19 protein-coding genes are annotated in these 24674 nt (G+C 68.8%); 8 read left to right on the top strand and 11 right to left on the bottom strand.

All coding sequences use genetic code 11. The annotated features are described in order from the left end of the window. Positions 1-13: 13 nt before the first annotated feature. The 8 genes from C664_RS13830 to C664_RS13795 all read right to left on the bottom strand — a co-directional run bounded on the left by C664_RS13830 (position 14) and on the right by C664_RS13795 (position 9763). Positions 14-784, bottom strand: coding sequence for a ParA family protein (locus C664_RS13830; RefSeq protein ID WP_004261854.1), 771 nt, complete (start codon positions 782-784; stop codon positions 14-16). 116 nt (positions 785-900) lie between these two features. Continuing rightward, positions 901-1554 (bottom strand): 16S rRNA (guanine(527)-N(7))-methyltransferase RsmG, encoded by a 654-nt coding sequence (rsmG, locus tag C664_RS13825; RefSeq protein ID WP_004261852.1) that lies wholly within the window; start codon positions 1552-1554, stop codon positions 901-903. Next, positions 1551-3482 (bottom strand): tRNA uridine-5-carboxymethylaminomethyl(34) synthesis enzyme MnmG, encoded by a 1932-nt coding sequence (gene mnmG, locus C664_RS13820; RefSeq protein ID WP_004261848.1) that lies wholly within the window; start codon positions 3480-3482, stop codon positions 1551-1553. Before mnmG ends, rsmG begins: the two co-directional genes overlap by 4 nt. 164 nt (positions 3483-3646) lie before the next feature. Continuing rightward, positions 3647-4450 (bottom strand): enoyl-CoA hydratase-related protein, encoded by an 804-nt coding sequence (locus C664_RS13815; RefSeq protein WP_004261846.1) that lies wholly within the window; start codon positions 4448-4450, stop codon positions 3647-3649. 11 nt (positions 4451-4461) lie between these two features. Further along, entirely contained in the window at positions 4462-6645 is a 2184-nt protein-coding gene (locus tag C664_RS13810) for an acetate--CoA ligase family protein (RefSeq protein ID WP_004261843.1), read from the bottom strand. 1 nt (position 6646) lies between these two features. Continuing rightward, the gene (locus C664_RS13805) at positions 6647-7429 is read right to left on the bottom strand and encodes an enoyl-CoA hydratase/isomerase family protein (RefSeq protein WP_004261841.1); all 783 of its coding nucleotides are present in this window, start codon (positions 7427-7429) and stop codon (positions 6647-6649) included. A gap of 190 nt (positions 7430-7619) precedes the next feature. Further along, entirely contained in the window at positions 7620-8591 is a 972-nt protein-coding gene (locus C664_RS13800; RefSeq protein WP_004261839.1) for a TAXI family TRAP transporter solute-binding subunit, read from the bottom strand. Positions 8592-8668: 77 nt separating this feature from the next. Then, positions 8669-9763 carry a substrate-binding domain-containing protein gene (locus tag C664_RS13795; RefSeq protein WP_004261837.1) on the bottom strand — a complete coding sequence of 365 codons (1095 nt, stop codon included), beginning with the start codon at positions 9761-9763 and terminating at the stop codon, positions 8669-8671. Positions 9764-9871: 108 nt separating this feature from the next. Between C664_RS13795 and C664_RS13790 the strand changes: the two genes are divergently transcribed. After that, positions 9872-10699, top strand: coding sequence for an extracellular solute-binding protein (locus C664_RS13790; protein ID WP_004261835.1), 828 nt, complete (start codon positions 9872-9874; stop codon positions 10697-10699). 71 nt (positions 10700-10770) lie between these two features. On the opposite strand, the gene C664_RS13785 is transcribed toward C664_RS13790, so the two are convergent. Then, positions 10771-11238, bottom strand: coding sequence for an Lrp/AsnC family transcriptional regulator (locus C664_RS13785; protein WP_004261833.1), 468 nt, complete (start codon positions 11236-11238; stop codon positions 10771-10773). A gap of 170 nt (positions 11239-11408) precedes the next feature. Here C664_RS13785 and leuA point away from each other — a divergent pair, with 170 nt between their 5' ends. From leuA to C664_RS13765, 4 genes are all read left to right on the top strand, one after another. Beyond that, entirely contained in the window at positions 11409-13121 is a 1713-nt protein-coding gene (gene leuA / locus C664_RS13780) for a 2-isopropylmalate synthase (RefSeq protein WP_004261831.1), read from the top strand. Between the two features lie 100 nt (positions 13122-13221). Beyond that, on the top strand, positions 13222-14052 hold the full coding sequence (locus C664_RS13775; protein WP_004261829.1) for a DUF3025 domain-containing protein: 831 nt from the start codon (positions 13222-13224) through the stop codon (positions 14050-14052). A 19-nt stretch (positions 14053-14071) separates the two neighbouring features. After that, positions 14072-15856, top strand: coding sequence for a diguanylate cyclase domain-containing protein (locus C664_RS13770; RefSeq protein ID WP_004261827.1), 1785 nt, complete (start codon positions 14072-14074; stop codon positions 15854-15856). 83 nt (positions 15857-15939) lie between these two features. Continuing rightward, positions 15940-17154, top strand: a complete 1215-nt coding sequence (locus C664_RS13765; RefSeq protein WP_004261825.1) for an MFS transporter — start codon at positions 15940-15942, stop codon at positions 17152-17154. Positions 17155-17189: 35 nt separating this feature from the next. Here the strand turns inward: C664_RS13765 and C664_RS13760 are convergent, their stop codons facing one another. Together C664_RS13760 and C664_RS13755 are read right to left on the bottom strand one after the other, a co-directional pair. Further along, on the bottom strand, positions 17190-19640 hold the full coding sequence (locus C664_RS13760) for an EAL domain-containing protein (RefSeq protein WP_004261824.1): 2451 nt from the start codon (positions 19638-19640) through the stop codon (positions 17190-17192). A gap of 310 nt (positions 19641-19950) precedes the next feature. Next, positions 19951-21747, bottom strand: a complete 1797-nt coding sequence (locus tag C664_RS13755; protein ID WP_038011881.1) for an ABC transporter transmembrane domain-containing protein — start codon at positions 21745-21747, stop codon at positions 19951-19953. Positions 21748-21830: 83 nt separating this feature from the next. Here C664_RS13755 and C664_RS13750 point away from each other — a divergent pair, with 83 nt between their 5' ends. The 3 genes from C664_RS13750 (at position 21831) to C664_RS13740 (ending at position 24672) form a co-directional block, all read left to right on the top strand. Continuing rightward, positions 21831-22430, top strand: a complete 600-nt coding sequence (locus C664_RS13750; RefSeq protein ID WP_004261820.1) for a DUF924 family protein — start codon at positions 21831-21833, stop codon at positions 22428-22430. Between the two features lie 146 nt (positions 22431-22576). Then, positions 22577-23083 (top strand): LEA type 2 family protein, encoded by a 507-nt coding sequence (locus C664_RS13745; protein WP_004261819.1) that lies wholly within the window; start codon positions 22577-22579, stop codon positions 23081-23083. An 80-nt stretch (positions 23084-23163) separates the two neighbouring features. Further along, positions 23164-24672 carry an AMP nucleosidase gene (locus tag C664_RS13740; protein ID WP_004261803.1) on the top strand — a complete coding sequence of 503 codons (1509 nt, stop codon included), beginning with the start codon at positions 23164-23166 and terminating at the stop codon, positions 24670-24672. Positions 24673-24674 lie beyond the last annotated feature (2 nt).

Below are 24674 nucleotides of genomic sequence, written 5' to 3'. Positions count from 1 at the left end.
GTCTTGTCCGAATTCAGAAGGTCTTGGCGCGCTCGATCATCTCGTGGGCGAAGGCCATGTAGGCCTGCGCACCCTTGGCGGCCTTATCGAACACCACGCCCGGGATGCCGTGGCTGGGCGCCTCGGCCAGGCGCACGTTGCGCGGCACGATGGCGCGGAACACCTTGTCGCCGAAATGGCCCTCGAGTTGCGCCGAGACCTGTTGCTGCAGGGTCACGCGCGGGTCGAACATCACGCGCAGCAGGCCGATGATCTTGAGGTCGCGATTGAGGTTGGCATGCACCTTCTTGATGGTGTTCACCAGGTCGGACAGGCCCTCGAGCGCGTAGTACTCGCACTGCATCGGGATGATCACGCCGTTGGCGCAGCACAGACCGTTGAGCGTCAGCATCGACAGCGAGGGCGGGCAGTCGATGAGGACGAAGTCGTAATCGGCATCGAAGGCGGCCAGCGCGTTGCGCAGGCGCTTCTCGCGCTGGTCGAGGTTCACCAGTTCGACCTCGGCGCCGGCCAGGTCGCGGTTGGCGGGCAGTACGTCGTAGCCGCCGGTCGGCGAGGTGACGCGCACCCCGGCCAGATCGACCAGACCGACCAGCAGGTGGTAGATCGAGCTCTTCAGGCTGCGCTTGTCGATGCCGCTGCCCATCGTCGCATTGCCCTGCGGGTCGAGATCGATCAGCAAGGTGCGCTGCCCGGCCTGCTGCAGCGCGGCGGCGAGGTTGACGCAGGTGGTGGTCTTGCCCACCCCGCCCTTCTGGTTGGCAACGCAGAAAATCTTGGCCATGGTCGAATCAGGCTATTCCATTTGCAAGGATCGCGCGCATCGCGCGAAACCCGGAGTGTACTTCAATGCGGCAGTGCATCAGCCGGAGTGACGCCCATCGTCACCCCCGCGCAGTGTCACGCGCGCTGGATGACGAGCAGATGACGCTCGGCGCCCAGGTCCGGCACGGCCAGCGCATGGGTCTCCGTGACGCGCCAGCCCGCGGGCAGTCCGGCGATCTCGTCGACCGGATTGACGCCCTTCATCGCGTACAGCGCGCCGCCCTCTGCAACGAGGTGGCCGGACAGGTTCACGAAATCCGCCAGGCTGGAGAAGGCGCGCGAGATCACGCCGTCCGCCGCGCCGCCGGGCAGGGCGTCGGCCTGCACCTGCTCGACGCGCTTGTTGATCACGCCGAAGTTGCCCAGGCCGAGTTCGATCTTCGCCTGCTGCTGGAAGCTCGCCTTCTTGCCCACGGTCTCGATCGAGGTGACGATCAGCCCGGGATGCACGATGGCCAGTACCACGCCGGGCAGACCACCGCCGGAGCCGATGTCGGCCAGCCGGCTCACCGCGCCAAGATGCGGCAGCACCGCCAGCGAGTCGAGCAGGTGGTGGGTGATCACCTCCTGCGGATTGCGGATCGCGGTAAGGTTGTAGACCTTGTTCCACTTCAGCAGCAGTTCGCCGAAGGCGAGCAGGCGATCGACGGTTTCCTGCGGCAGGGCAAGACCGAGCGCGGCGATGCCCTCGGCCAGCTGGCCCGCGTAGGCTTGCAGACGTCCGCTCATGCCGCCGGCCTCCGCACCACCTCATCGCTCGCCGCGCCGCCCGCCCGGGCCGCCAGGTCGCGGCGCTTGAGCCACACCAGCAGCAGCGAGATGGCCGCCGGGGTTACGCCCTGGATGCGACCGGCCTGGCCGATGGTCTCCGGCTTGTGCAGGTTCAGCTTCTGCTGCACTTCCTTGGACAGGCCGCGCACCTGGGCGTAGTCGAGCCCGGCCGGCAGGCGGGTGGCCTCGGCCTGCGCCTGCTTGGCGACTTCCTCCTGCTGACGGTCGATGTAGCCCTGGTACTTGGCGGCGATCTCGATCTGCTCGATCACCTGCGCATCGGTCTCGCGTTCGTCCGGCGCGCCGGGCAGGCTCATCAGCGATGCATAGTTCGTCTCGGGCCGGCGCAGCAGCTCGAAGTAGCGCTGCTCGCGCTCCAGCGCCTTGCCCAGCACGCGCTGCTGATCCTCGGCAGGAATCGCCTCGGGCCGCGCCCACGCCGCCTTCAACTGCGCAGTGCCGCGCTCGATCGCCTCGCGCTTGGCGCAGAAGGCGGCCCAGCGGGCGTCGTCGACCAGGCCCAGCTCGCGGCCCTTCTCGGTCAGGCGCAGGTCCGCGTTGTCCTCGCGCAGCGACAGGCGGTACTCGGCGCGCGAGGTGAACATGCGGTAGGGCTCGGACACGCCACGGGTGATCAGGTCGTCCACCAGCACGCCGAGGTAGGCCTCGTCGCGGCGCGGACACCAGGGCGCGCGGCCCTGCACCTGCAGCGCAGCGTTGGCGCCGGCGAGCAGCCCTTGCGCGGCGGCCTCCTCGTAGCCGGTGGTGCCGTTGATCTGGCCAGCGAAGAACAGCCCGCCGATCGACTTCGTCTCCAGCGAGGACTTGAGATTGCGCGGGTCGAAGTAGTCGTACTCGATCGCGTAGCCGGGGCGCAGGATGTGAGCGTTCTCGAGGCCGCGGATGCTGCGCACGATCGCGAGCTGGACATCGAAGGGCAGCGAGGTCGAGATGCCGTTAGGGTAGATCTCGTGCGTTTCCAGCCCTTCCGGCTCGAGGAAGATGTTGTGGCTGTCCTTGTCGGCGAAGCGGTGGATCTTGTCCTCGATCGACGGGCAGTAGCGCGGCCCCACGCCCTCGATCACGCCCGAATACATCGGCGAGCGGTCGAGGTTGGCGCGGATCACGTCGTGGGTGCGCTCATTGGTGCTGGTCATCCAGCACGGCAGCTGGCGCGGATGCTGCCCGGGACGGCCGAGGAAGCTGAACACCGGCACCGGATCGTCACCCGGCTGGATGCTCATCACCGAGAAGTCGATGGTGCGCGCGTCCAGCCGCGGCGGCGTGCCGGTCTTGAGCCGGCCCTGCGGCAGCTTCAGTTCCTTCAGCCGCGCGCCGAGCGAGATCGCCGGCGGATCGCCCGCACGCCCTGCTGAATAGTGCTGCATCCCCACGTGCACCAGGCCGTTGAGGAAGGTGCCGGCGGTCAGCACCACCGCCGGCGCCTCGAAGCGCAGGCCGATCTGGGTGACCACGCCGGTGACGCGGTCACCGACCACGGTGAGGTCGTCCACCGCCTGCTGGAACAGCCACAGATTGGGCTGGTTCTCCAGCCGGCGGCGGATCGCCGCCTTGTACAGCACGCGGTCGGCCTGGGCGCGGGTGGCGCGCACCGCCGGCCCCTTGGAAGCGTTGAGGATGCGGAACTGGATGCCGCCCTCGTCGGTGGCTGCCGCCATCGCGCCGCCGAGCGCATCGACCTCCTTGACCAGATGGCCCTTGCCGATGCCGCCGATCGAGGGATTGCAGCTCATCGCACCGAGCGTCTCGATGTTGTGGGTGAGCAGCAGCGTGGCCGCGCCCATGCGCGCCGCGGCGAGCGCGGCCTCGGTCCCGGCGTGACCGCCGCCGACCACGATGACATCGAAACGGGTGGGGTAGAGCATGGCGCGCTCCGTGCTGCAATGCGTGAACAAGGGGCGGGATTCTACGCGTTCGACACCCGGACGACTAGTGCTCCGCCCCGATGTTTCACGGAATTTCACATTTCAAACAGTGGTTTATGCGTTTCATTCGATTGCCGCCGCAGCGCTGCGGCGGCAACGGCAGATCAGCGCTTCTGCGCCGCCAGCATGCGCTGCACCGCCTCGAGGTGCTCCGGCTCGTTGTGGCACATGCCCTGGAAGGCGGCGCAGAGGTCGAGGAAATCCTTCAGCTCGGTGCGCTGCGCCATCTTCATCAGGCGCTTGGTCAGGCGCAGGGCCTTGGGCGGCTGGGCGGCAAAGCGGGCGGCCATGGCCTGGGCGCGCGGCAGCAACGCGTCCGGCTCGACCACCTCGAGCACGATCCCCAGCGTCTTTGCCTCCTCGGCGCCGACGATGCGGCCCGACAGCGTCAGCTCGAAAGCCTGCTGGTAACCGATCAGGCGCTGCATGAACCAGGCACCGCCGTCGCCGGGGATGATGCCGAGGTTGAGGAAGGTCTCGCCGAACTTCGCCCTGGTCGAGGCGATGCGGATGTCGGCCATGTTGGCGAGGTCGAAGCCGGCGCCGATCGCCGGACCATTGACCGCGGCGATGACCGGCACCTCCACCGCCTGCAGCGCCAGCGGGATGCGCTGGATGCCGCGGCGGTAGCGGGTGGCGACCTCGGCCACGTCGCCGGCGAAGTCGCCGCCGCGTTCGGCCATGTCCTTGACGTTGCCGCCGGAGGAGAAGGCCGCGCCGGCGCCGGTCATCACCAGCACCGATACGTCATCGCAGCGGTTCACCCAGTCGGCCACGGTGCAGATGTCGTCGATCAGCGCCGAGCCGGTCAGCGCGTTGCGCAGGTCGTCGCGGTTGAAGGTCAGCGTGGCGACGCGCTCATCGAGCGTCAGCAGGGCGTCGGTGAGGTGAGGCAGGGAAGGGTTCATCGGGCGGTCTCCTAGACGCTCATCATGGCGCGGTTGATGATGATGCGCGCATCGACGACGGCGAGGCCGTCGGGATACGCGATCACCGGGTTCAGATCGAGTTCGGACAGCTGCGGGTAGGCGCTGACGATGCTCGACACCTTCAGCAGCAACTCGACCAGCGCGGCCTTGTCCACCGCGGCCTCGCCGCGCACGCCGGCGAGGATCTTGCGGCCCTTCAACTGATCGACCATGGCCTCGGCATCGAAGCGCGACAGCGGAATCGCGCGGAAGGCGACGTCTTCCAGGATCTCGACGAAGATGCCCCCCAGGCCGAACATCAGCACCGGACCGAAGATCGGGTCGCGCACCACGCCGACGATGACCTCGGCGCCCTTGCGCGCCATCGGCGTCACCAGCACGCCGCGGATGTCGGCATTGGCATCGTAGGCCCGGCAGCTCGTCATGATCTGATCGAAGGCCGTGCGCAGCGCCGCCTCGCCGACGAGATTGAGCTTGACCCCGCCGGCGTCAGACTTGTGCAGGATGTCCTTCGACACCACCTTCATCGCCACCGGCTGCTCGCCAAACTTCGCCGCAGCCGCCGCCAGCTCGTCCGCATTATGGGCGACGAATTCCTCGGCCACCGCCACGCCATGGGCGCGCAGCAGGCTCTTGGCCTCGAACTCGTACAGGTCGCGGCCTTCGTTCTGGGCGCGGGCGAACATCGCCAGCATGTCCTCGCGCGGCGCCACGCTCTCCTGCAGCGGCAGGCCGTGCTGGCGCTGCAGGTAGAGCCCGCGCTCGGCCAGGGCCTGCAGCACCTTCACCGCGTGCTCGATCGACGCATAGACCGGCAGCCCGGCCTCGTGCAGGCGACGCAGCGCCGGCGGCTTGACCGGCGCGTACAGGCTGTAGATGACCAGCGGCTTGCCGCAGCGGCGGGCGAGTTCGATCATTGCCTCGGCCGCGCGCATCTCGCCGCCCAGCAGGGACTCGGCGAAGCGCGTGTGGTAGCCGCCGAACATGCCGACGAGAAAGACCGCGTCGACGCTGTCGTCCTCGGCCACGATCTCCATGCAGCGTGCCAGCACCTCGGGATCGGCATCCGACGTGCCGGCGACGTCGATCGGGTTCGCCAGCGAGGCCTGCGCGAACAGGATGTCTGCCAGGCGCTTGCGGGTCGCTTCCGACAGGGTCGCCAGTTCCAGCCCGGCGTCGGACAGGCGGTCCGAGGTGATCGTGGCCTGGCCGCCGCCGTCGGCGATCACCGCCACGCGCTTGCCGCGCGCCTGCTGCATCAGCGCCAGACCTTCGGCCACCGGCAGGATCTGGTCGGAATGGCGCACCACGCTGACGCCCACCTGTTTCAGCACATCGACCGTCATCTCGTAGCTGCCGGCCAGCGCACCGGTATGCGAGCTGGCCGCCTTCTTGCCGAGCTCCGTCGCGCCCGACTTGTAGACCACCACCGGCTTCACCGGCGTGATCTCGCGTGCCGCCCGCAGGAAGCGCTGGCCGTCGCGGAAACCCTCGACGTACAGCGTGGCAACACGGGTGTGCTCATCCTCGCCGAGGTAGCGCAGGTAGTCGTTGAAGCCGATGTCGGTCTGGTTGCCGGGGCCGACGTAGGTCGAGAAGCCGACGTGGCCGTTGTGCTCGGCCTCCAGCACCAGCGCCAGCAGCATGTTGCCCGACTGCGAGATGAAGCCGATGTCGCCCGGCTTGACGTTGCGCAGGTCGAGCAGGTTCACGTTCTTGTGCAGGTTGAACATGCCCGAGGTATTGGGGCCGATGATGCGCACGCCGCCGGCACGCGCGGCATCCAGCACCTGCTGCTCGAGCCTGGCGCCCTCGGCGCCGGTCTCGCGGAAGCCGCTGGCGAGGATCACCGCGCCTTTCACGCCCTTGCGTCCGCAGTCCGCCATCAGGCCGGGCAGGGTCGCGGCCGGCGTGCAGATCAGCGCCAGATCAACCGGGCCGGGGATGTCGTCGAGCGAAGCGTAGGTGGGCACGCCGAGGATCTCGGGTACCTTGGGGTTGAGCGGATAGATCCGGCCGCGGTAGTTGCCCTTGATGAGGCCGACCATGGCCTTGTAGCCGCGCTTGGTGGGGTCGGCGGAGGCGCCGATGATCGCGATCGAGTCGGGCGCGAGGAAGTCGTGCAGCGGGCTCTTGTGGCTGGCCGGTATGGATTCGGTACTGTCTGCAGTCATGTCATTCCCCCTTGAAGACCGGCGCGCGCTTCTCGGCAAAGGCATCGACGCCTTCCTGCCAGTCGCGCGTCGTGCCGACGAACATCATGCCTTCCAGTTCGGCGGTCAGGCAGGCATCCAGCGTGCGCTCGGCCGACAGGTTGAGCTGCTTCTTCGCCAGTTCCATCGAGAACGGCGCCTTGCCCGCCAGCTTGCGCGCGAACTCGCGCGCCGCATCGAGGAAGCCCTCGTCGGCGAACACGCGGGTGGCCAGGCCGATGCGCACCGCCTCCTCGCCCTTGATGCGCTCGCCGAGGAAGACCAGCTCGCGCGCCTTGGCCAGCCCCACCAGGCGGGGCAGCAGCCAGGTCACGCCGCCACCGAGGAAGGTCCCGATCGACACCTCCGGCAGGCCGATCTGCGCGCTCTCGGCCATCAGCACGAAGTCGGAGGCGATCGCGACCTCCGCCCCGGCGCCCAGTGCGAAGCCATTCACCGCGGCGATGACCGGCTTGTTCAGGTGCAGCAGGCGATGGCAGACGTCCTGTTCGCCCTTCAGGTACTGACGGCGGTCGAAGGCGGTACGCCCGACCTTGTGTTCCTTGAGGTCTGCGCCGACGCAGAAGGCGCGGCCTTCGCCGGTGATGAGCACGACGCGCGCATCGCGCTCGGCCTCGGCGCGGGTGAGCGCGTCGTTGAGTTCGTCGTACAGCTGCTGGGTGACGGCATTGAGACGCTGCGGACGGTTCAGCCGGATCTCGGCGATGCCGTCGCGCAGCTCGTACAGGATGGTTTCGTAATTCATCACGACTCCCCGGGGAATTGTTCTTCGGGCTTCAACACGCCAAACGGTAAGGGTAGCGCGTTACGCACGCAGGCTCATCCGTACCGACCGCGAAGCGTGCCCGCCAAAGCGCGAGACGGCGGAAGCCTGTGGCCCGCCGCCGTCCCGATGCAATCCGTGCAGCCCGCTCCGCAGACCGCATCCGACGGGCTTACATCCAGCCCTTCTCCTTGTAGTACCTCACCGCGCCCTCGTGCAGCGGCGCCGACAGGCCTTCCTTGATCATCTGCTGCGGTTCGAGGTTGGCGAAGGCCGGGTGCAGCTTCCTGAACTCCTCGAAGTTGTCGAACACGGCCTTCACCAGCGTGTAGACCATGTCGTCGGCGACGCGCGCCGAAGTGACGAAGGTGGCCACGACGCCGAAGGTGGGCGTCGGCTCCGGGTTGTTGGCATACAGGCCGCCCGGCACCGTGGCGTGCGCGAAATAGGGATACTGCGCGATCAGCTGCTCGACGCCTGCGCCGGTCAGCGGCACCAGCTTCGCGCCGCAGGTCGTGGTCGGATCCTGGATGTTCGCTGCCGGATGGCCGACGGTGTAGGCGAAGCCGTCGATCTTGTTGTCGCACAGCGCGGCACCATGCTCGTCCGGCCGCAGCTCGGACGCCAGCGAGAAGTCGGCACGGCTCATTCCCAGGGCCGGCAGCAACATCTCCATCGTCGCGCGCTGGCCCGATCCCGGATTGCCGACGTTGAAGCGCTTGCCCTTGAAGTCCTCCATCTTCGTCGCACCGACTTCCTTGCGCGCGAGGATGGTGAGGGGCTCGGGGTGCAGCGCGAACACCGCGCGCAGGTCGCCGACCGGGCCCCCATCCTTGAACTGCGCCTCGCCCTTCACGGCGTTGTACTGGACGTCGGATTGCGCGACGCCGAAATCGAGCTCGCCGGCCTTGATCGTGTTGACGTTGTAGACCGAGCCCCCGGTGCTCTCCACCGAACAGCGCACGCCATGCTGGGCGCGGTCCTTGTTCACCAGGCGGCAGATCGCGCCGCCCGCCGCGTAATACACGCCGGTGACGCCTCCGGTACCGATGGTCACGAACTGCTGCTGCGCGTGGACGGGCGTGGCGCCCAGCGTGCCGATCAGGGCGAACGTTGCCGCGAACGCGGTGAGTTTCTTCTTCATGGCTCCTCCTTGGGAACGAGGCCGAATCGACCTCAGAAGGACCATAGCGCGCTACAAACGTTCGTACAAATATAAATTCACTTCGGCGCCGGCGTGCGGAAGCGCCACCACGGCAGCACTCGGCTCATCGACAGCACCTCGCCGCATCGCATCGGCACGTAGCCGGGCAGGGCGGCCAGCCGGCGCTGCCATTCCGCGGTGCGCAGCAGTGCGAGCAGCGCCTGGGTCGCGGGGTGCTCCAGGCTGCTCTTGAGACAGGCGAGGAAGTAGTTCTCGTCCACGACCGGCACGAAATCCAGCCCCCGCGCGTTCGCGCTGGCCTCGATGCCGAAACCCGCGTCCGCCGCGCCGGTCGCCACCGCGTGCGCCACCGCCGCATGCGATTGCTCGACCCAGCCGTGGCCACGGATCGCGCCGGGCGCGATGCCCGCATCGGCCAGCAGTTCGTCGAACAGCACCCGCGTGCCGGTGCCCAGCGCGCGGTTGACGAAGCGCACGTCAGGGGCTGCAAGATCGTGCAGTGAATGCAGGCCGAGCGGGTTGCCAGGCGCCACGATCAGGCCCTGCGTGCGGCGCGCGAAACCGATCAGCTTGTGCCGTCCCGGGCGCAGCAGCGGCTTGTAGCTGCGCTGCGACAGCGAACCGCGTGCGGGCTCGATGCGGGTATGGAAACCGGCCATCTCGCAACGCCCCTCGTTGAGCGCGCGAATCGCATCGACACTGCCGGTGAAGCGGATGTCCAGATGCAGACGCTGGCCGCGCGCCTGCTCGCTGAGCAGGGTCAGCGCCTCGTCGTGGCTGGCATAGAAAGTCAGCACGTGCGCCGAGTCGTCGAAAGCCACGGCGAAGGCGCGCTCCAGGTCGGCCCGCAGCGCCTCGATCTGCGGCAGCAGGCGCGCCTGCGCCTGGCGCTCGGCCCACAGCAGCTTGGCGCCGAAGTCGGTCAACCGCGCCGCCTGGCCCTTCTCCCACAGGATCAGGGGCTGGCCGAATTCGGCGTCCCAGCGCTTGAGCTCGCCCCAGACGTGACGGTAGGAGAGACCGAGCTGGCGCGCCGCGGCCGAAATCGAGCCCTGGTCGCTGACCGCCTGCAGCAGGTCGAGCAGGGGATTGCGCACCAGGGCCGGCACGACGTCGGTGCCCAGCGTGTAGTTGAGGCTGATCCTATGCATTTCTCTTCATATTGCCGATGTGGCGCCGCCTGCCTAGATTCGGCCGCATCGCATTGCGCAGTTCGCCCTTGCGACACCCTGCCCCGAAGTCCCGAGGAGACGCTCCACATGAACCATTCCATCCTGTCGCGCGCCCGTAAGCATCTGGCCGGTATCGCGGCCACGACCGCGCTGGCGCTGTTGCCGCTGGCCGCCCAGGCGCAATCCATCGTCGTCGCCTCGACCACGTCGACCGAGCAATCCGGCCTGTTCGGCCACATTCTGCCGCAGTTCAAGCAGGCCACCGGCATCGATGTGAAAGTCGTCGCGCTCGGCACCGGCCAGGCGCTGGACGTCGGCCGTCGCGGCGATGCGGACGTGGTGTTCGTGCATGACGCTGCGGCGGAGCAGAAATTCGTCGACGAAGGCCATGGCATCGAGCACCGCAAGGTCATGTACAACGACTTCGTGCTGGTCGGCCCCAAGGACGACCCGGCTGGCACCCGCGGCAAGGACATCACCGCCGCGCTGCAGAAGCTGGCGGCCAGCAATGGCAATTTCGTGTCGCGCGGCGACAAGAGCGGCACGCACGCCGCCGAGCTGCGCTACTGGAAGGCCGCCGGTGTCGACAACAAGGGCACGGGCTACAAGGAGTGCGGCTGCGGCATGGGCCCGGCACTCAACATGGCCGCCTCGTCCGGCGCCTACGTGCTCGCCGACCGCGGCACCTGGCTCAGCTTCAAGAACCGCGCCGATCTCGCGGTGCTGGTCGAGGGCGACACCCGCCTCTTCAACCAGTACGGCGTGATGGTGGTGAATCCGGAACGCCACCCGCATGTGAAGACGGCCGAGGCGCGCAAGTTCGTGGAATGGGTCGTGTCACCTGCGGGGCAGGACGCAATCGCGTCGTACAAGATCGAGGGCGAGCAGCTGTTCTTCCCGAACGCGGGCAAGTAAGCGCGACGGACAGCTGACCGACGCAACGGCCGCGGGCAATGTCCGCGGCCGTTGCGTTTCTGCGCAGCCGCTCACCCCCCGACCGGCAGCGCCGTCTTGTCGATCACCCGCCGCAGCACGAAGCTCGAATGCACCCCGGTCACGCCGGGAATGCGGGTGATGCGGTTGAGCAGCAACTCCTGGTAGCCGTCCATGTCGGCGACGATGACCTTCAGCTGGTAGTCGGCATCCTGCCCGGTGATCAGCAGGCATTCGAGCACCTGCGGGATCTTCTCGACCTCGCCTTCGAAGTGCGCAAAGCGCTCCGGCGTGTGGCGGTCCATCGAGATGTGGATCAGGGCCATCAGCGACAGGCCCAGCTTGCGCGCATCGAGCAGGGCGCGATAGCCGACGATGAGGCCGGCGTCCTCCAGCGCGCGCAGCCGGCGCAGGCAGGACGAGGGCGACAGGCTGATGCGGTCGGCGAGGTCCTGGTTGCTGATGCGGCCGTCCTGCTGCAAGAGCTCGAGGAGCTGGCGGTCGTAGCGGTCGAGTTGCATGATCGGGCGCTCTATTCTGTCCAGTCGGCAGATTCTTGCACTTCGACACTGCAATGTGAACGTTTCTGCACAAAATCGCCGCATCGCACTGCAACAACGCAATCGTCTGCCGCGACACCCGGCGTAGACTTTCGTCCATCGAATCACGCCATGCCCACGAGGACCGCGCCATGATGTTGCAGAACCCCGCCGCCAAGTACCGCCCCTTCGCCCCGATCGCACTCGCCGACCGCCAGTGGCCGAACAAGGTCATCGACCGCGCCCCGATCTGGATGAGCACCGACCTGCGCGACGGCAACCAGGCGCTGTTCGAGCCGATGAACGTCGAGCGCAAGATGCGCATGTTCCGCACCGTGTGCGACATCGGCTTCAAGGAGATCGAGATCGGCTTCCCCTCCGCCTCGCAGACCGACTTCGACTTCGTGCGCACCCTCATCGAGGGCGGCCACATCCCCGCGGACGTCACCATCCAGGTGCTCACCCAGGCGCGCGAGGATCTCATCCGCCGCACGATGGAATCCGTGCGCGGGGCGCCGCGGGCGATCGTGCACGTCTATAACGCCACCTCGCCCACCTTCCGCGAGGTCGTGTTCGGCATGGAGAAGCCGCAGGTGGTGGCCCTCGCGGTCTCCGCGGTACGCCTCATCAGGCAGATCGGCGAGCAGATGCGTGCCGAGTGCGGCACCGAGATCGCGCTCGAATACAGCCCCGAGACCTTCTCCGCCACCGAACTCGATTTCGCCAGGGAAGTCTGCGACGCGGTCACCGCCGAATGGGGCGCGACGCCGGACAACAAGGTCATCATCAACCTCCCCGCCACGGTCGAGGTCGCCACGCCCAACGTCTACGCCGACCAGGTCGAGTGGATGCACCGCAAGCTCGCCCGCCGCGACAGCATCGTGCTCTCGCTCCACCCGCACAACGACCGCGGCAGCGGCGTTGCGGCTGCCGAGTTGGGGATGATGGCCGGCGCCGACCGCGTCGAGGGCTGCCTCTTCGGCAACGGCGAGCGCACCGGCAATGTCGACATCGTCACCCTCGCGCTCAACATGTACACGCAGGGCGTTTCGCCCGGACTCGACTTCTCGGACATCAACGCCATCGCGCGCACCGTCGAGTACTGCAACCAGTTGCCCATCCACCCACGCCACCCCTATGTGGGGGATCTCGTGTTCACGGCCTTCTCCGGCTCCCACCAGGACGCCATCAAGAAGGGATTCGCGGCTCAAAAGGCTGACGCCCCGTGGAACGTGCCCTACCTCCCGATCGACCCCGCCGATGTCGGCCGCAGCTACGACTCGGTGATCCGGGTCAACAGCCAGTCCGGCAAGGGCGGCATCGCCTACCTGCTCGAAACCGAGTACGGCATCGCCATGCCGCGCCGCCTTCAGGTGGAATTCTCGCGCGAGGTGCAGCAGGTCACCGATGCCACCGGCGGCGAGATGTCGGCGGCGGCGATCTGGGACCTGTTCAGCCGCACCTACCTCGACAGCGTCGCACCGGTGCGCTACGTCGAGCACCACCTCTTCGAGCATGGCGCGGCGCAGGGCATCCGCCTCATCGTCGAGATCGGCGGCACCCGGCACCTGCTCGTCGGCGAGGGCAACGGCCCGATCGACGCCGCGGTCCACGCCTTGCGCAGCGCCGGCATCGACGTGCAGGTGCGCAGCTTCGAGGAACGCTCGATCACGGCGAGCGCGGACGGCGGCAACGCCCAGGCCTGCGCCTTCCTCGAGCTGACACCGACGGCGGGCAACGGCGGCGACCGCTACGGCGTGGGCATCGACGGCAACATCGTCACCGCCTCGATCCGCGCCATCATCAGCGGCGTGAACCGCCTGAGTCCGGCGGTCGAGCTTGCCCCGACCGCATGCGCCGCCTGACACCCCCTGTGGCGTCCCGCCCGACCGAAGAGCCGGCCTGCGTGGCCGGCTCTTCCTCGTGCGGCGCACCGTTTCCCGTCTCTCGCAAGCACGACAGGCGATGCGCACAATCGCGCCGATGAATCTGCCCGACGACGTCCCTGCGTCCTTGTCCGCACGCCCGCTGTTCGAACCGATTGCGCCCTGGCTGGCACGCTTTGCCACGCCCGGCGTGCCAAGCCCGTCCGAACTCGGCGCCCTGCTCGCGGACGTGGCGCCGGATACGCGCAGCGGCGGCGGCGCCCCCATCCGCTTCGCGCCCCCGAGCGGCGAAACCGACGGCTACGAGGCCCACATCTTCGCCACCGGCGAAGTCCCCACCCGTCCGGGCGACTGGCACGACTTCTTCAACGCGCTGGCGTGGTGCGCCTGGCCGCGCAGCAAGGCGCGCTGCAACCGCCTGCACCTGGCAGAGATCGAAACCCGTCTGGAAGCCAGCCTGCCCGGTCGCGGCCCGGTGCGCGACGCCCTGACGCAGTTCGACGAATGCGGCATCGTCGTCGTCTCCAGCGACCCCAAGATTCCTGCGCTGCTCGCCGCGCACGAATGGGAGGAAGCCTTCTGGCGACGGCGGCAGACGCTGTCGGGCAGCACGCGCTTCCTCGTCTTCGGCCACGGCACCTGGGACCAGCTGCGCGCACCATTCCTCGGTCTGTGTGCGAAAGCGCTCTATCGCGCGGTTGCGCCTGACTGGCACAATCTGGACGCAGCCACCCGCCTCGCCGACACCGATGCCTGGCTCGAACGCCATCTGACCGAGCCCCCTCACCGCATCAGCCCCCGTGCCTTCTCGCCGCTTCCCCTGCTGGGCATTCCCGGTGTCACGCCGGACAGCGAATCCCCCGGCTACTACCGCGACACGCGCCAGTTCCGCCCATTGCGGCGGTCCTGATCACAGGCACTTCTTGCCCATGTTGCGACGCGCCCTGGCCACGCTGGCCCTACTGAGCGGCCCACTGCTGGCGCTTGCCGATACGGTCGGGCCGGCCGCCACCGTGCGCCTGTGCGTCGACCCCGACTGGCCGCCCTACGAATGGCTGGACGAGACCGGGCGCCACCGCGGCATCGCCGCCGACCTCGTGCGCCTCATCGCCAAGCGCGCCGGGCTGAACCTGCAGATCGTGCACACCAGCACCTGGGACGAAAGCGTGTCGCTGGCGCGGACGGGCCAGTGCGACGCACTGTCCTTCCTCAACCAGACGCCCGAGCGCGACACCTGGTTGCGTTTCACCCAGCCCTACTTCTTCGACCGCAACGTCATCATCACGCACGCCGAGCACGCCGCCATCCCCGATCTCGCGGCGCTGCCCAAAGGCACGACCGTGGCCCTGCCGACCGCGACCTCGATCATGGAGCGCATCGGCCACGACTTCCCACACCTGCGCATCCTGCCCGTCGGCTCGGAGATCGAGGCCTTCGGCATGGTCGAGGCGCGCGAGGCCGACCTGACACTGCGCGCGCTGACGGTGGCGGCCTACACGATCAAGCACGAGGGCTGGTTCAACCTCAAGATCGCGGGCGAGTTGCCGGACTTCGGCAACCGCATGCGCATCGGCGTCAGCGGCGGCAAGACCGAGCTCGTGCGCGCACTGGACGCCGCCATCGCCACGCTCACCCTGGAAGAGGTCGACGAGATCGTCAATCGCCACGTCGCGATCGACATGCCCGCACGCACCGATTACACGCTGGTCGCCGAGGTGGTCGCCGGCTTCGCCGTCGTGCTGCTGCTGGCCTACCTGTGGATCCGCCACCTGGGGCGCCTCAACCGGCGGCTGGCCGACCTCGGCGAACGGCTGCGCCAGGACATCGCCGCGCGCGAACAGGCCGAACGCGCGCTGAAGGACAGTGAGCAACACTACCGCTCGGTGGTCGAGATGGCGCAGGAAGGCATCCTCGTCGTGCAGGACGGCCGCGTGACCTACGCCAACCCGGCGTTTTCCGAACTGCTGGGCTACAGCGGCGAGGAGCTGGCGCAGTTGGATGCATTCGACGCGCTGATCGCACCCGAGGACCTGCCACGCGCACGCACGAACCATCAGCGACGGCTGGCCGGCGAGGAGACCGAGCAACGCTACCCGCTGCGCCTGATGCACAAATCGGGCCGCATGCTGTGGGCGGAGACCAGCGGCGTCCGCATCAACTGGAACGGCAGGCCGGCGACGCTGAACATCGTCAATGACATCACCGCGCGCAAGGCGGCCGAGGACAGCATCCGCCACCTCGCGCACCACGACCCGCTCACCGGTCTGCCCAACCGCGTGCTGCTGCAGGACCGGCTCGAGCGTGCGCTGGCGAGTGCGCAGCGCAATGGCAGCTCGCTGGCCATGCTGTTCATCGACCTCGACGGCTTCAAGCCGGTCAACGACCGCTACGGCCACGACGCCGGCGACGCGCTGCTGCAAGCGGTGGCGAAGCGGCTGCGCGGCACGCTGCGCCATTCGGACACCGCGGCCCGCATCGGTGGCGACGAGTTCGTGGTGCTGCTGCCCGTCCTCGCCGAGACCCAGGACGCAGGCCTGATCGCCGCCAAGCTGCGGACTGCGATCGCAAGCCCGTTCGAGATCGACGGCCACCGCATCACGATCTCGGCCAGCATCGGTCTCGCCCTCTACCCGCGGGACGGAGACACGGCAAGCGAGCTGATGCGCACCGCCGACGGTGCGATGTACGCCGACAAGCGCCAGCACGCAGTCTAGGGGGCACCCGCCCCCCTCACGACGGGGCGGGCGTTTGCACGTATAGTCCGCCCACCGCGCACCTCCCCGTTTTCCCGATTCCCATGTTCCGCTCGCTCCGCTCCCCCGACGTCCTGATCACCACGCTGGCCGCGGCTGGCATCCTGCTGGTGACGATGGGCGCCCGCCAGTCGATGGGCCTCTTCGTCAGCCCGCTCAACACTGCCACCGGCCTCGGCATCGCCACCATCAGCCTGGCGATGGCGGTGGCGCAGTTCGCCTGGGGGGCGATCCAGCCGGTTGCCGGCGCGGTCGCCGACCGCCACGGCGCCGGCCCGGTGCTGGTCGGCGCCCTGCTGCTGCTGGCGCTGGGCAGCGCCATCACGCCCTTCATGGATTCCGGCCTCGGCCTGGTCGTGACAATCGGGCTGATGTCGGCAATGGGTTCGGGCGCGGCCAGCTTCTCGGTACTGATCGGCGCCGCCGCGCAGCGCATGCCGGCCGAGGCGCGCGGCACGGCCTCGGGCGTGATCAATGCCGGCGGCTCCTTCGGCCAGTTCCTGTTCGCGCCGATCCTGCAGAAGCTGATCCAGACCGTGGGCTGGATGGGTGCGATGTGGGGCATGGCGCTGATGACGCTGGCCGCGCTGCCGCTGATCCGCCGCCTGACGCGGCCGGTGGAGAAGCCGGTCCACCACGCCGAGACCGACCATGGCGTGATGCGCGCGATCCGCGACGCGATGAAGGACCGCAGCTACCTGCTGCTGCACCTGGGTTTCTTCACCTGCGGCTTCCACATCGCCTTTCTCGTCACCCACCTGCCGGGCGAGGTCGCGCTGTGCGGGCTGCCCCCCACGGTGGCGAGCTGGTCGCTGGCGATCATCGGCCTGGCCAACATCTTCGGCAGCCTGTACGCCGGCTCCTGCGTCGGGCGCTACCGCAGCAAGTACGTGCTGGCCGCCATGTACGGCTCGCGCGCGCTGCTGGTGGGCTGGTACCTGATGATGCCGTCGTCGGAATGGACCTTCTACCTCTTCGCCGCCGGCCTGGGCTTCACCTGGCTGGCGACGGTGCCACCCACCGCCGCCATCGTCGGCAAGCTGTTCGGCGTGCGCTACCTCGGCACGCTGTTCGGGCTGACACTTCTGTCGCACCAGATCGGCGGCTTCCTTGGCGCCTGGCTGGGCGGGCTGGCGGTAGTCGAGTTCGGCGACTTCAGCTGGATGTGGTACGCCGACATGGCGCTGGCTGCGCTGGCCGCCGTCATCAACCTGCCGATCCGCGAGGCGCCCGTCGAACGCAAGCTGGCCACGGCCTGAAGCGGGCGCGGCCAGCTTGCGGCCGCGTAGCGCGCCTACAGGGCCTTGAGGAACGTCTCCATGGCAACGAGGGTCTGGTCGCGCAAAGCGTTCAGCCGCGCCAGCCCGGCATGTGCCTCGTCCCTGCGATCGCCGCGGTGCAGGCGCAGCAACTCGATGGCCAGCGCATGGACCTTCTGGTGGAGCTGGTCGAGTTCGGTCAGTCGCTCGCTGCCCAGCTCATGAGGATTGGCCAGCACGCTGTCGAGCCAGCGACCGAAGGCACACTCGTGGGGGTCGAGCGCCGGTGGCGCGGCGCGCTCGCCCGAAAGGCATTCCTCGATGGCAAGGATCCAGCCGCGATGTTCAACCGTGGCATACAGCAGCGGCATCGCGTCCGGCCCGAGGCGGCGCTGGCGGGTCCAGCTCTCCGGGGGTCGCCAGCTCGCGGCCCAGCCCGGCAGGGACTCCGGCGGCATCGGCCGCGCAATGCCGTAACCCTGGGCGTATTCGCAACCGAGCCGCAGCAGCAGCTCGCCGTGCGCTTCGGTCTCGACGCCTTCGGCCACGGCACGGCGGCGGAAGGCGCGCGCCAGGCCGAGCACGCCATCGAGGATGGCCAGGTCGTCGGCATCGTGCTGCATGTCGCGCACGAAGCTGCGGTCGATCTTCAACTCCGCCGCCGGCAGCCGCTTCAGGTAACTGAGGGACGAATAGCCGGTGCCGAAATCATCGAGCGAGAAGCCGACGCCCATGCGCGTGCACGTGGCCATGGTCTCGGCGACGTGGTTCATGTCGGCCAGCGCGCTGCTTTCCAGGACCTCGAGCTGCAGCATGTCGGGCGTGATCCCGGGATGCAGCGACAGCAGCAGGTAGAGACGCTCGGCGAAATCCGCCCGCTGCAGGTGATTGGCGGCGATATTGACGCTGACCGGCACGCGCAAGCCCTCCGCCTGCCACGCGGCAACCTGCCCCAGTGCGGCCTCGATGACCCATTCGCCGAGCTGGATGCCGAGGGGATGATGCTCGATCACCGGCAGGAAGCAGTCGGGCGACAGCAGGCCCTGTTCCGGGTGCTGCCAGCGGATCAGCGCCTCGACCCCGATCAGCTCGCCGGAATGCATGTTGACCTTGGGCTGGTAGTACAGCACGAACTCGCCCCGCACCAGTCCGTGGCGGATGCGTTCCAGGCTTTCGTGGTGGCTGCGCAGGTCGTGGTCGTGATCGGTGTCGAAGAGGTGATAGCGGTCCTTGCCGGCGAGTTTGGCCTGATACATCGCCTGGTCGGCCTGGCGCAGCAGCTGGTCGGGCTCGACTTCCTCACGCTGCGGGTAGAGCGTGACCCCGATGCTGCCCGACACCTGGAGCGAATGGCCACCCACCTCCACCGGCTCGGCCACGGTGGCCAGCAGGCGCCGCACCAGCGGCCGGCAGCTGTCGGCATCGGGCAGATCGCCCAGCACGGCCACGAACTCGTCGCCACCCAGGCGCGCCAGTGTGTCGCAGTCACGCATCACCTTGCGCATCCGGCCTGCCAGGGTCATCAGCAGCTGGTCGCCGGCGTCATGCCCCTGGGTGTCATTGATCGTCTTGAAGCCATCGAGGTCGATATACACCACCGCGAGCCGCTGGTCGCCACGCCGGGCGCGCGCCATGGCCTGGTGCAGGCGGTCGGCGAACAGGACGCGGTTGGGCAGCGCGGTCAGCGCGTCGTAATGCGCGATGTGCTCGAGCTGGCGCTCGTGCTCCTTCTGCAGCGTGATGTCGGAGAACAGGCCGACGAAATGCCGGATCTCGCCGCGCGCGTCGCGCACCGCGCTCACGGTGAGCAGCTCGGCGAACAGCTCGCCGCCCTTGCGCCGGTTCCACACCTCGCCGTACCAGTGACCTTTCTCCAGCAGGCTCTGCCACAGCGCGGCGTGAAACTCCGGGCCGTGGCGGTCGGACTTGAGCAGGCTGGCCTCACGCCCGAGCACCTCATCGCGCGTGTAGCCGGTGATGCGCGTGAAGGCTTCGTTGACCTCGATGATGCGGCCCTGCACGTCGGTCACGATGATGCCCTCGCGCGAATGCGCGAACACCGTCGCCGCCAGACGCGCATCGGCGTCGCGGCGGTGGCGCAGTTGGGCATAGCGGATCGAGCGCCGCAGCGCCTCGCTGTCCCCGCCCTTGGGAAGATAATCGTCCGCGCCCAAGGCAATCGCGAGGCTGGTCGTTGCTGGGTCGTCGAGGCCGGCCAGCACCACGATCGGCGCCTCGGTCAACGCGCGGCAGCGCTCCACGGTCGCGGGGCCGAACGAGTCCGGCAGGTTCAGGTCCAGCAACACCACATCGGGCTGAAAGCCGCCGCCGGCCAGCAGCACCTCCGCCGCGCGCAGCGAATCGGCAACGTGGATGACGAAGTGCTCATGCAAGGCATCCAGCAGCTGCCAGCGGATCAGTTCGACATCGCCCGCCTCGTCCTCTATCAGCAGGACCTGCGCGGGTGCGGGAGAGGGCGCTTCCATCGGTGAGCTCCGTGAGCGATGCATGTGCCGCAAGGCGCCTGGTCAGCGTGCGGAAGGCCGGACCATCATGTTCCAGTATTCCCCAATGTCGCGGGCCCTGGAAATGAATTCATCCACAAGGCGCTCGCGTCCGTCCCTGCCGGCCGTCCCGAGGTTCGGCAGGCGCACAGGGCATCGGGGCGCTGCGACTCGTCATCGGGAAGGGATGGAGGCTGCATGCACCACAGGTCAAGAAGAAGAATCTATGACGCGATGATTCCGCCTGCGGTTAGCCAGGGCAAGCTGCAGTGCAGCGCACTTGTGCGCTCCGTCACGATGACATTTGCAAATCCGCGAGCCGCGAATACAGGCCGCCGCGCAGGCGCAGGTCGGCTGGCGTGCCGGTCTCGACGATGCGGCCTTCCTCCATCACCACGATCCGGTCCACCTGCTGCACCGTGGCCAGGCGGTGGGCGATGATCAGCGTGGTGCGGCCCTGCATCGCCGCGGCCAGGCCCTGCTGCACGAGGATCTCGGACTCGGCGTCGAGGGCGCTGGTCGCTTCGTCGAGCAGCAGCACATGCGCCCCCTTCAGGATGGCGCGCGCGATCGCGATGCGCTGACGCTGCCCGCCGGACAGCCGGGTGCCGCGCTCGCCGAGGAAGGTCGCATAGCCCTCCGGCAGGCGGGCGATGAACTCGTCGGCCGCCGCCGCACGCGCGGCGGCGACCACTTCGTCGTCGCGCGCGTCCGGACGGCCGTAGCGGATGTTTTCCAGCGCGCTGGCGGAGAAGATCACCGGGTCCTGCGGCACGATGGCGATGTCGCCGCGCAGTTCGTGCAACGCCAACGCGCGGATGTCCTGGCCGTTGAGACGGATGCAGCCGCCCGAGACCTCGTAGTAGCGCAGCAGCAGCTGGAACAGCGTGGTCTTGCCCGCGCCCGAGGGCCCCACCAGGGCGACACGCTCGCCCGGCGCGATTTCGAGGCAGACATCGTCCAGCGCCCGCACGGTGGGCCGCGCCGGGTAGGAAAAGACGACGTGGTCGAAGGCGATGCCCACCTGCGCCGCGCGCAGCGGCGGCTGCGGCACGGCCGGCTCGCGGATGGCGGGCTCGGCATGCAGCAGCTCCAGCAGGCGCTCGGTCGCCCCCCCGGCGCGCATCACGTCGCCCCACACCTCGGCCAGCGTGCCCGCGCCGCCGGCGACCAGCGCCGCGTACAGCACGAAGGCGCCCAGCTCGCCCACGCTCAGGCGTCCGGCCTGCACCTGCTGCGCACCGATCCACAGCACGAAGATGATCGTGCCCATCACCGCACCGATGACCAGCGCGGTCAGCAGCGCGCGGACCCGCGTGCGGCGCACGGCCGTGCGGAAGCTGGTTTCGCTGCGCTCGGCGAAACGTTGTGCCTCGTTGCGCTCCTGGGTGAAGGCCTGCACCGTCGGCATCGCGTTGAGGATCTCGCCCGCCAGCGCCGAGGCGTCGGCGATGCGGTCCTGCGATTCGCGCGACAGCCTGCGCACGCGGCGGCCGATGGCGACGATGGGCAGCGCCAGCAAGGCCATCAGCCCGAAGATGAGGCCGAACAGCTGCACGCTGGTCACCGCCAGCATCACCATGCCACCGACGAACTGGAACAGGCTGCGCAGGCCCATCGACACCGAGCTGCCGACCACGGTCTGGATCAGCGTCGTGTCGCCCGTCAGCCGCGACAGCACTTCGCCGGTCTGCAAGGTCTCGAAGAACTGCGGCGACTGGCCGAGCACGCGCGCATACACCGCGCTGCGCAGGTCGGCCGTCACCCGCTCGCCCACCCACGACACGGTGTAGTAGCGCGCCGCCACCGTCAGCGCCCACAGGGCCGCCAGCGCGAACAGGCCGAGGAACTGGCCGTCGAGGCTGGCCGTGCCGAACAGGCCGCCGCCCGCCTTCACGCCGCTGCCGAAACCGGAGTCGAGCAAGTCGCGGAAGGCCAGCGGCACCACCAGGATGGTCGCCGACGCCAGGCACAGCAGCACGAAGGCCAGTGCGATGCGCGCGCGGTAGGGGCGCAGGAAGGGCGTCAGGCCACGTAGGGCGGACAAGGGGCGGGGCGGAGGGGGGCGATCGGGGCTTTGGCGGCGCATGCCCGATTATCGTCCACCGGCGGGCCGTGCGCCCTCAGCCTGGACTATGCTTCGACAGAGTCCCCTCGACCCTGGAGCCCCGCATGGAAACACCGGACACGATCCACGCCTTCTGGTTCGGTACGCACCCCGACGACGACGCGGTGATCGCCCGCCAGTCCGCCCTGTGGTGGCGCAAGCAGGCCGACGTCGATGCGGAGATCCGGCGGCGCTTCGCGCCCTGGGTCGCGCGCGCGGCACGCGGCGAGCTGGACGGCTGGCTGGCGGACGTCCGCGGCCGGCTGGCGCTGATCCTGCTGACCGACCAGTTCCCGCGCAACATCTGGCGCGGCGAGGCGGCGGCCTTCGCCTTCGACGTACTGGCCCTGCGCTGGGCGAAGGACACCCTGCGGCTGGGCCTGGACAACGAACTGCGTGCCGTGGAGCGCGTCTTCGTCTACCTGCCGCTGGAGCATTCGGAAGATCTCGGCGACCAGCGCGAGGCCGTACGGCTCTTTGACCGCCTCGCCGCCAGCGTGCCGGCGCCAAACCGGCCCAGCTTCGACGGCTATCTCGACTACGCCCGCCGCCACCTCGCCATCATCGAGCGCTTCGGGCGCTTCCCCCACCGCAATGCCGCGCTCGGCCGCGAGGCGCGCGAGGACGAAACGGCCTTCCTGCAGCAGCCGGGCTCATCCTTCTGAACCACGGTCGCGCCTGACGCCTGAGGACACCGCCCCCGGCCGCGGGTCGCGGTCCGTGCGCATGTAACTTTCATCGGCGGGGCGGAGGGCGGCCACGCGCAGCCGTCTACAATGGCGCCAGACCTTCCCCGACCGGAGCGCGCCTCATGCACACGACCTCCCGTTCCCGCCTTTTCGCGCAATCGCGCACGCTGCTGCAGGCGGTGCTGCTGTGCGCGCTGTCGCTGGCCGGCTGCGCCAGCCTGATCCACCGCGAGCCGGTGCGCATCAACGTCGTCGGCCTCGAGCCGCTGCCCGGACAGGGCATGGAAATGCGCTTCGCAGTGAAGCTGCGGGTGCAGAACCCCAACGAGACCGCGATCGAGTTCGACGGCCTGGCGCTCGAACTCGACCTTAACGACAAGCCCTTCGCCACCGGCGTCAGCGACCAGCGCGGCAGCGTGCCGCGTTTCGGCGAGGCCCTGGTCCGCATTCCGGTGTCGGTGTCGGCGGTCGCCGTAGTGCGCCAGGCGCTCGGCGTGATGGACGGAAAGGCCGTCGACAACGTCCCCTACACCCTGCGCGGCCGGCTGGCCGGCGGCGTGCTGGGCGGCGTGCGCTTCTCGGACAAGGGCACGCTGAGCCTGCCCGACGGGCTGAAGACGCCGCGCTGAGCCGCCCGGCCCCCCCTGCACGCATTTACCCCACTCACCCGATTCGCCGCCCCCCGTCGCTCCTGCCCCGGCCAAGACCCATGCCCCCGTCCGTGAATACCGCCCCCTTCTTCGCCCCCGCCCACTTCGACGATGCCGCCGCCGCGCTCGAGCGCGTGCGCGAGATCCACGCCACCAGCGTCGACCACCTGCGCGACGCGCTGCAGCGCTACGTGGCCGGCGGCGACATCGGCCGCCATGTGCGCGCCTGCTATCCGCTGGTGCGGGTGCGCACCGACACCGTGGCGCGGGCGGACTCGCGCCTGTCCTACGGCTTCGTCGCCGGCCCAGGCGTGTTCGAGACCACGCTGACGCGGCCCGACCTGTTCGCCGACTACTACCGCGAGCAGTTCCACCTGCTGCTGCAGAACCACGGCGTGCCACTGGAAGTGGGGACCAGCACGCAGCCCATCCCGGTGCATTTCGCGCTGGCCGAGGACGACCACCTCGAAGGCCAGCTCGGCCCCGACCGCCGCCTGCTGCTGCGCGACCGCTTCGACCTGCCCGACCTCGGCGCCATGGACGACGGCATCGCCAACGGCACCTTCGAGCCCGGTCCGGGCGAGCCGCATCCGCTGGCGCTGTTCACCGCGCCGCGGGTCGATTACTCGCTGCACCGCCTGCGCCACTACACCGGCACCCGGCCCGAGCACTTCCAGAACTTCATCCTGTTCACCAACTACCAGTTCTACATCGACGAGTTCATCAAGCTCGGCCACGAGCTGATGGCCGACGGCGCCTCCGGCCACGGCTACGAGGCCTTCGTCGAGCCCGGCGACGTCCTCACCCGCCGCGCCGGCCTGCCGCCGGAGGCGCGCGACGCGCGGGGCACCGTGCCGCCACGCCTGCCGCAGATGCCGGCCTATCACCTGGTGCGCGGCGACCGCAGCGGCATCACCATGGTCAATATCGGTGTCGGCCCGGCCAACGCCAAGACCATCACCGACCACATCGCGGTGCTGCGCCCGCACGCGTGGCTGATGCTCGGCCACTGCGCCGGCCTGCGCAACAGCCAGCACCTGGGCGACTACGTGCTTGCCCACGGCTACGTGCGCGAGGACCACGTGCTCGACGAGGAGCTGCCGCTGTGGGTGCCGATCCCGGCGCTGGCCGAGGTGCAGGTGGCGCTGGAGGCCGCGGTGGAGGAGATCACGCAGCTGTCCGGCTACGAGCTGAAACGCGTGCTGCGCACCGGCACCGTCGCCAGCACCGACAACCGCAACTGGGAGCTGCTGCCCTCGCATGGCATGGCCAGCAGCCCGGAACGCCGCTTCAGCCAGAGCCGCGCGGTCGCGCTGGACATGGAATCGGCCACGATCGCCGCCAACGGCTTTCGCTTCCGCGTGCCCTACGGCACCCTGCTGTGCATCAGCGACAAGCCGCTGCACGGCGAGATCAAGCTGCCGGGCATGGCCAACCAGTTCTACCGCGAACGTGTCGACCAGCACCTGCGCATCGGCATCCGCGCCCTCGAGCGCCTGCGCGAACAGGGCATCGACCGCCTGCACAGCCGCAAGCTGCGCAGCTTCGCCGAGGTGGCGTTCCAGTAACG

It is taken from the genome of Thauera sp. 63 (genome assembly GCF_000310165.2).
Lineage (GTDB): Bacteria > Pseudomonadota > Gammaproteobacteria > Burkholderiales > Rhodocyclaceae > Thauera > Thauera humireducens.
The sequence above is the reverse complement of the archived record's forward strand: the minus strand, read 5'-3'. Positions and strand labels throughout refer to the sequence as shown.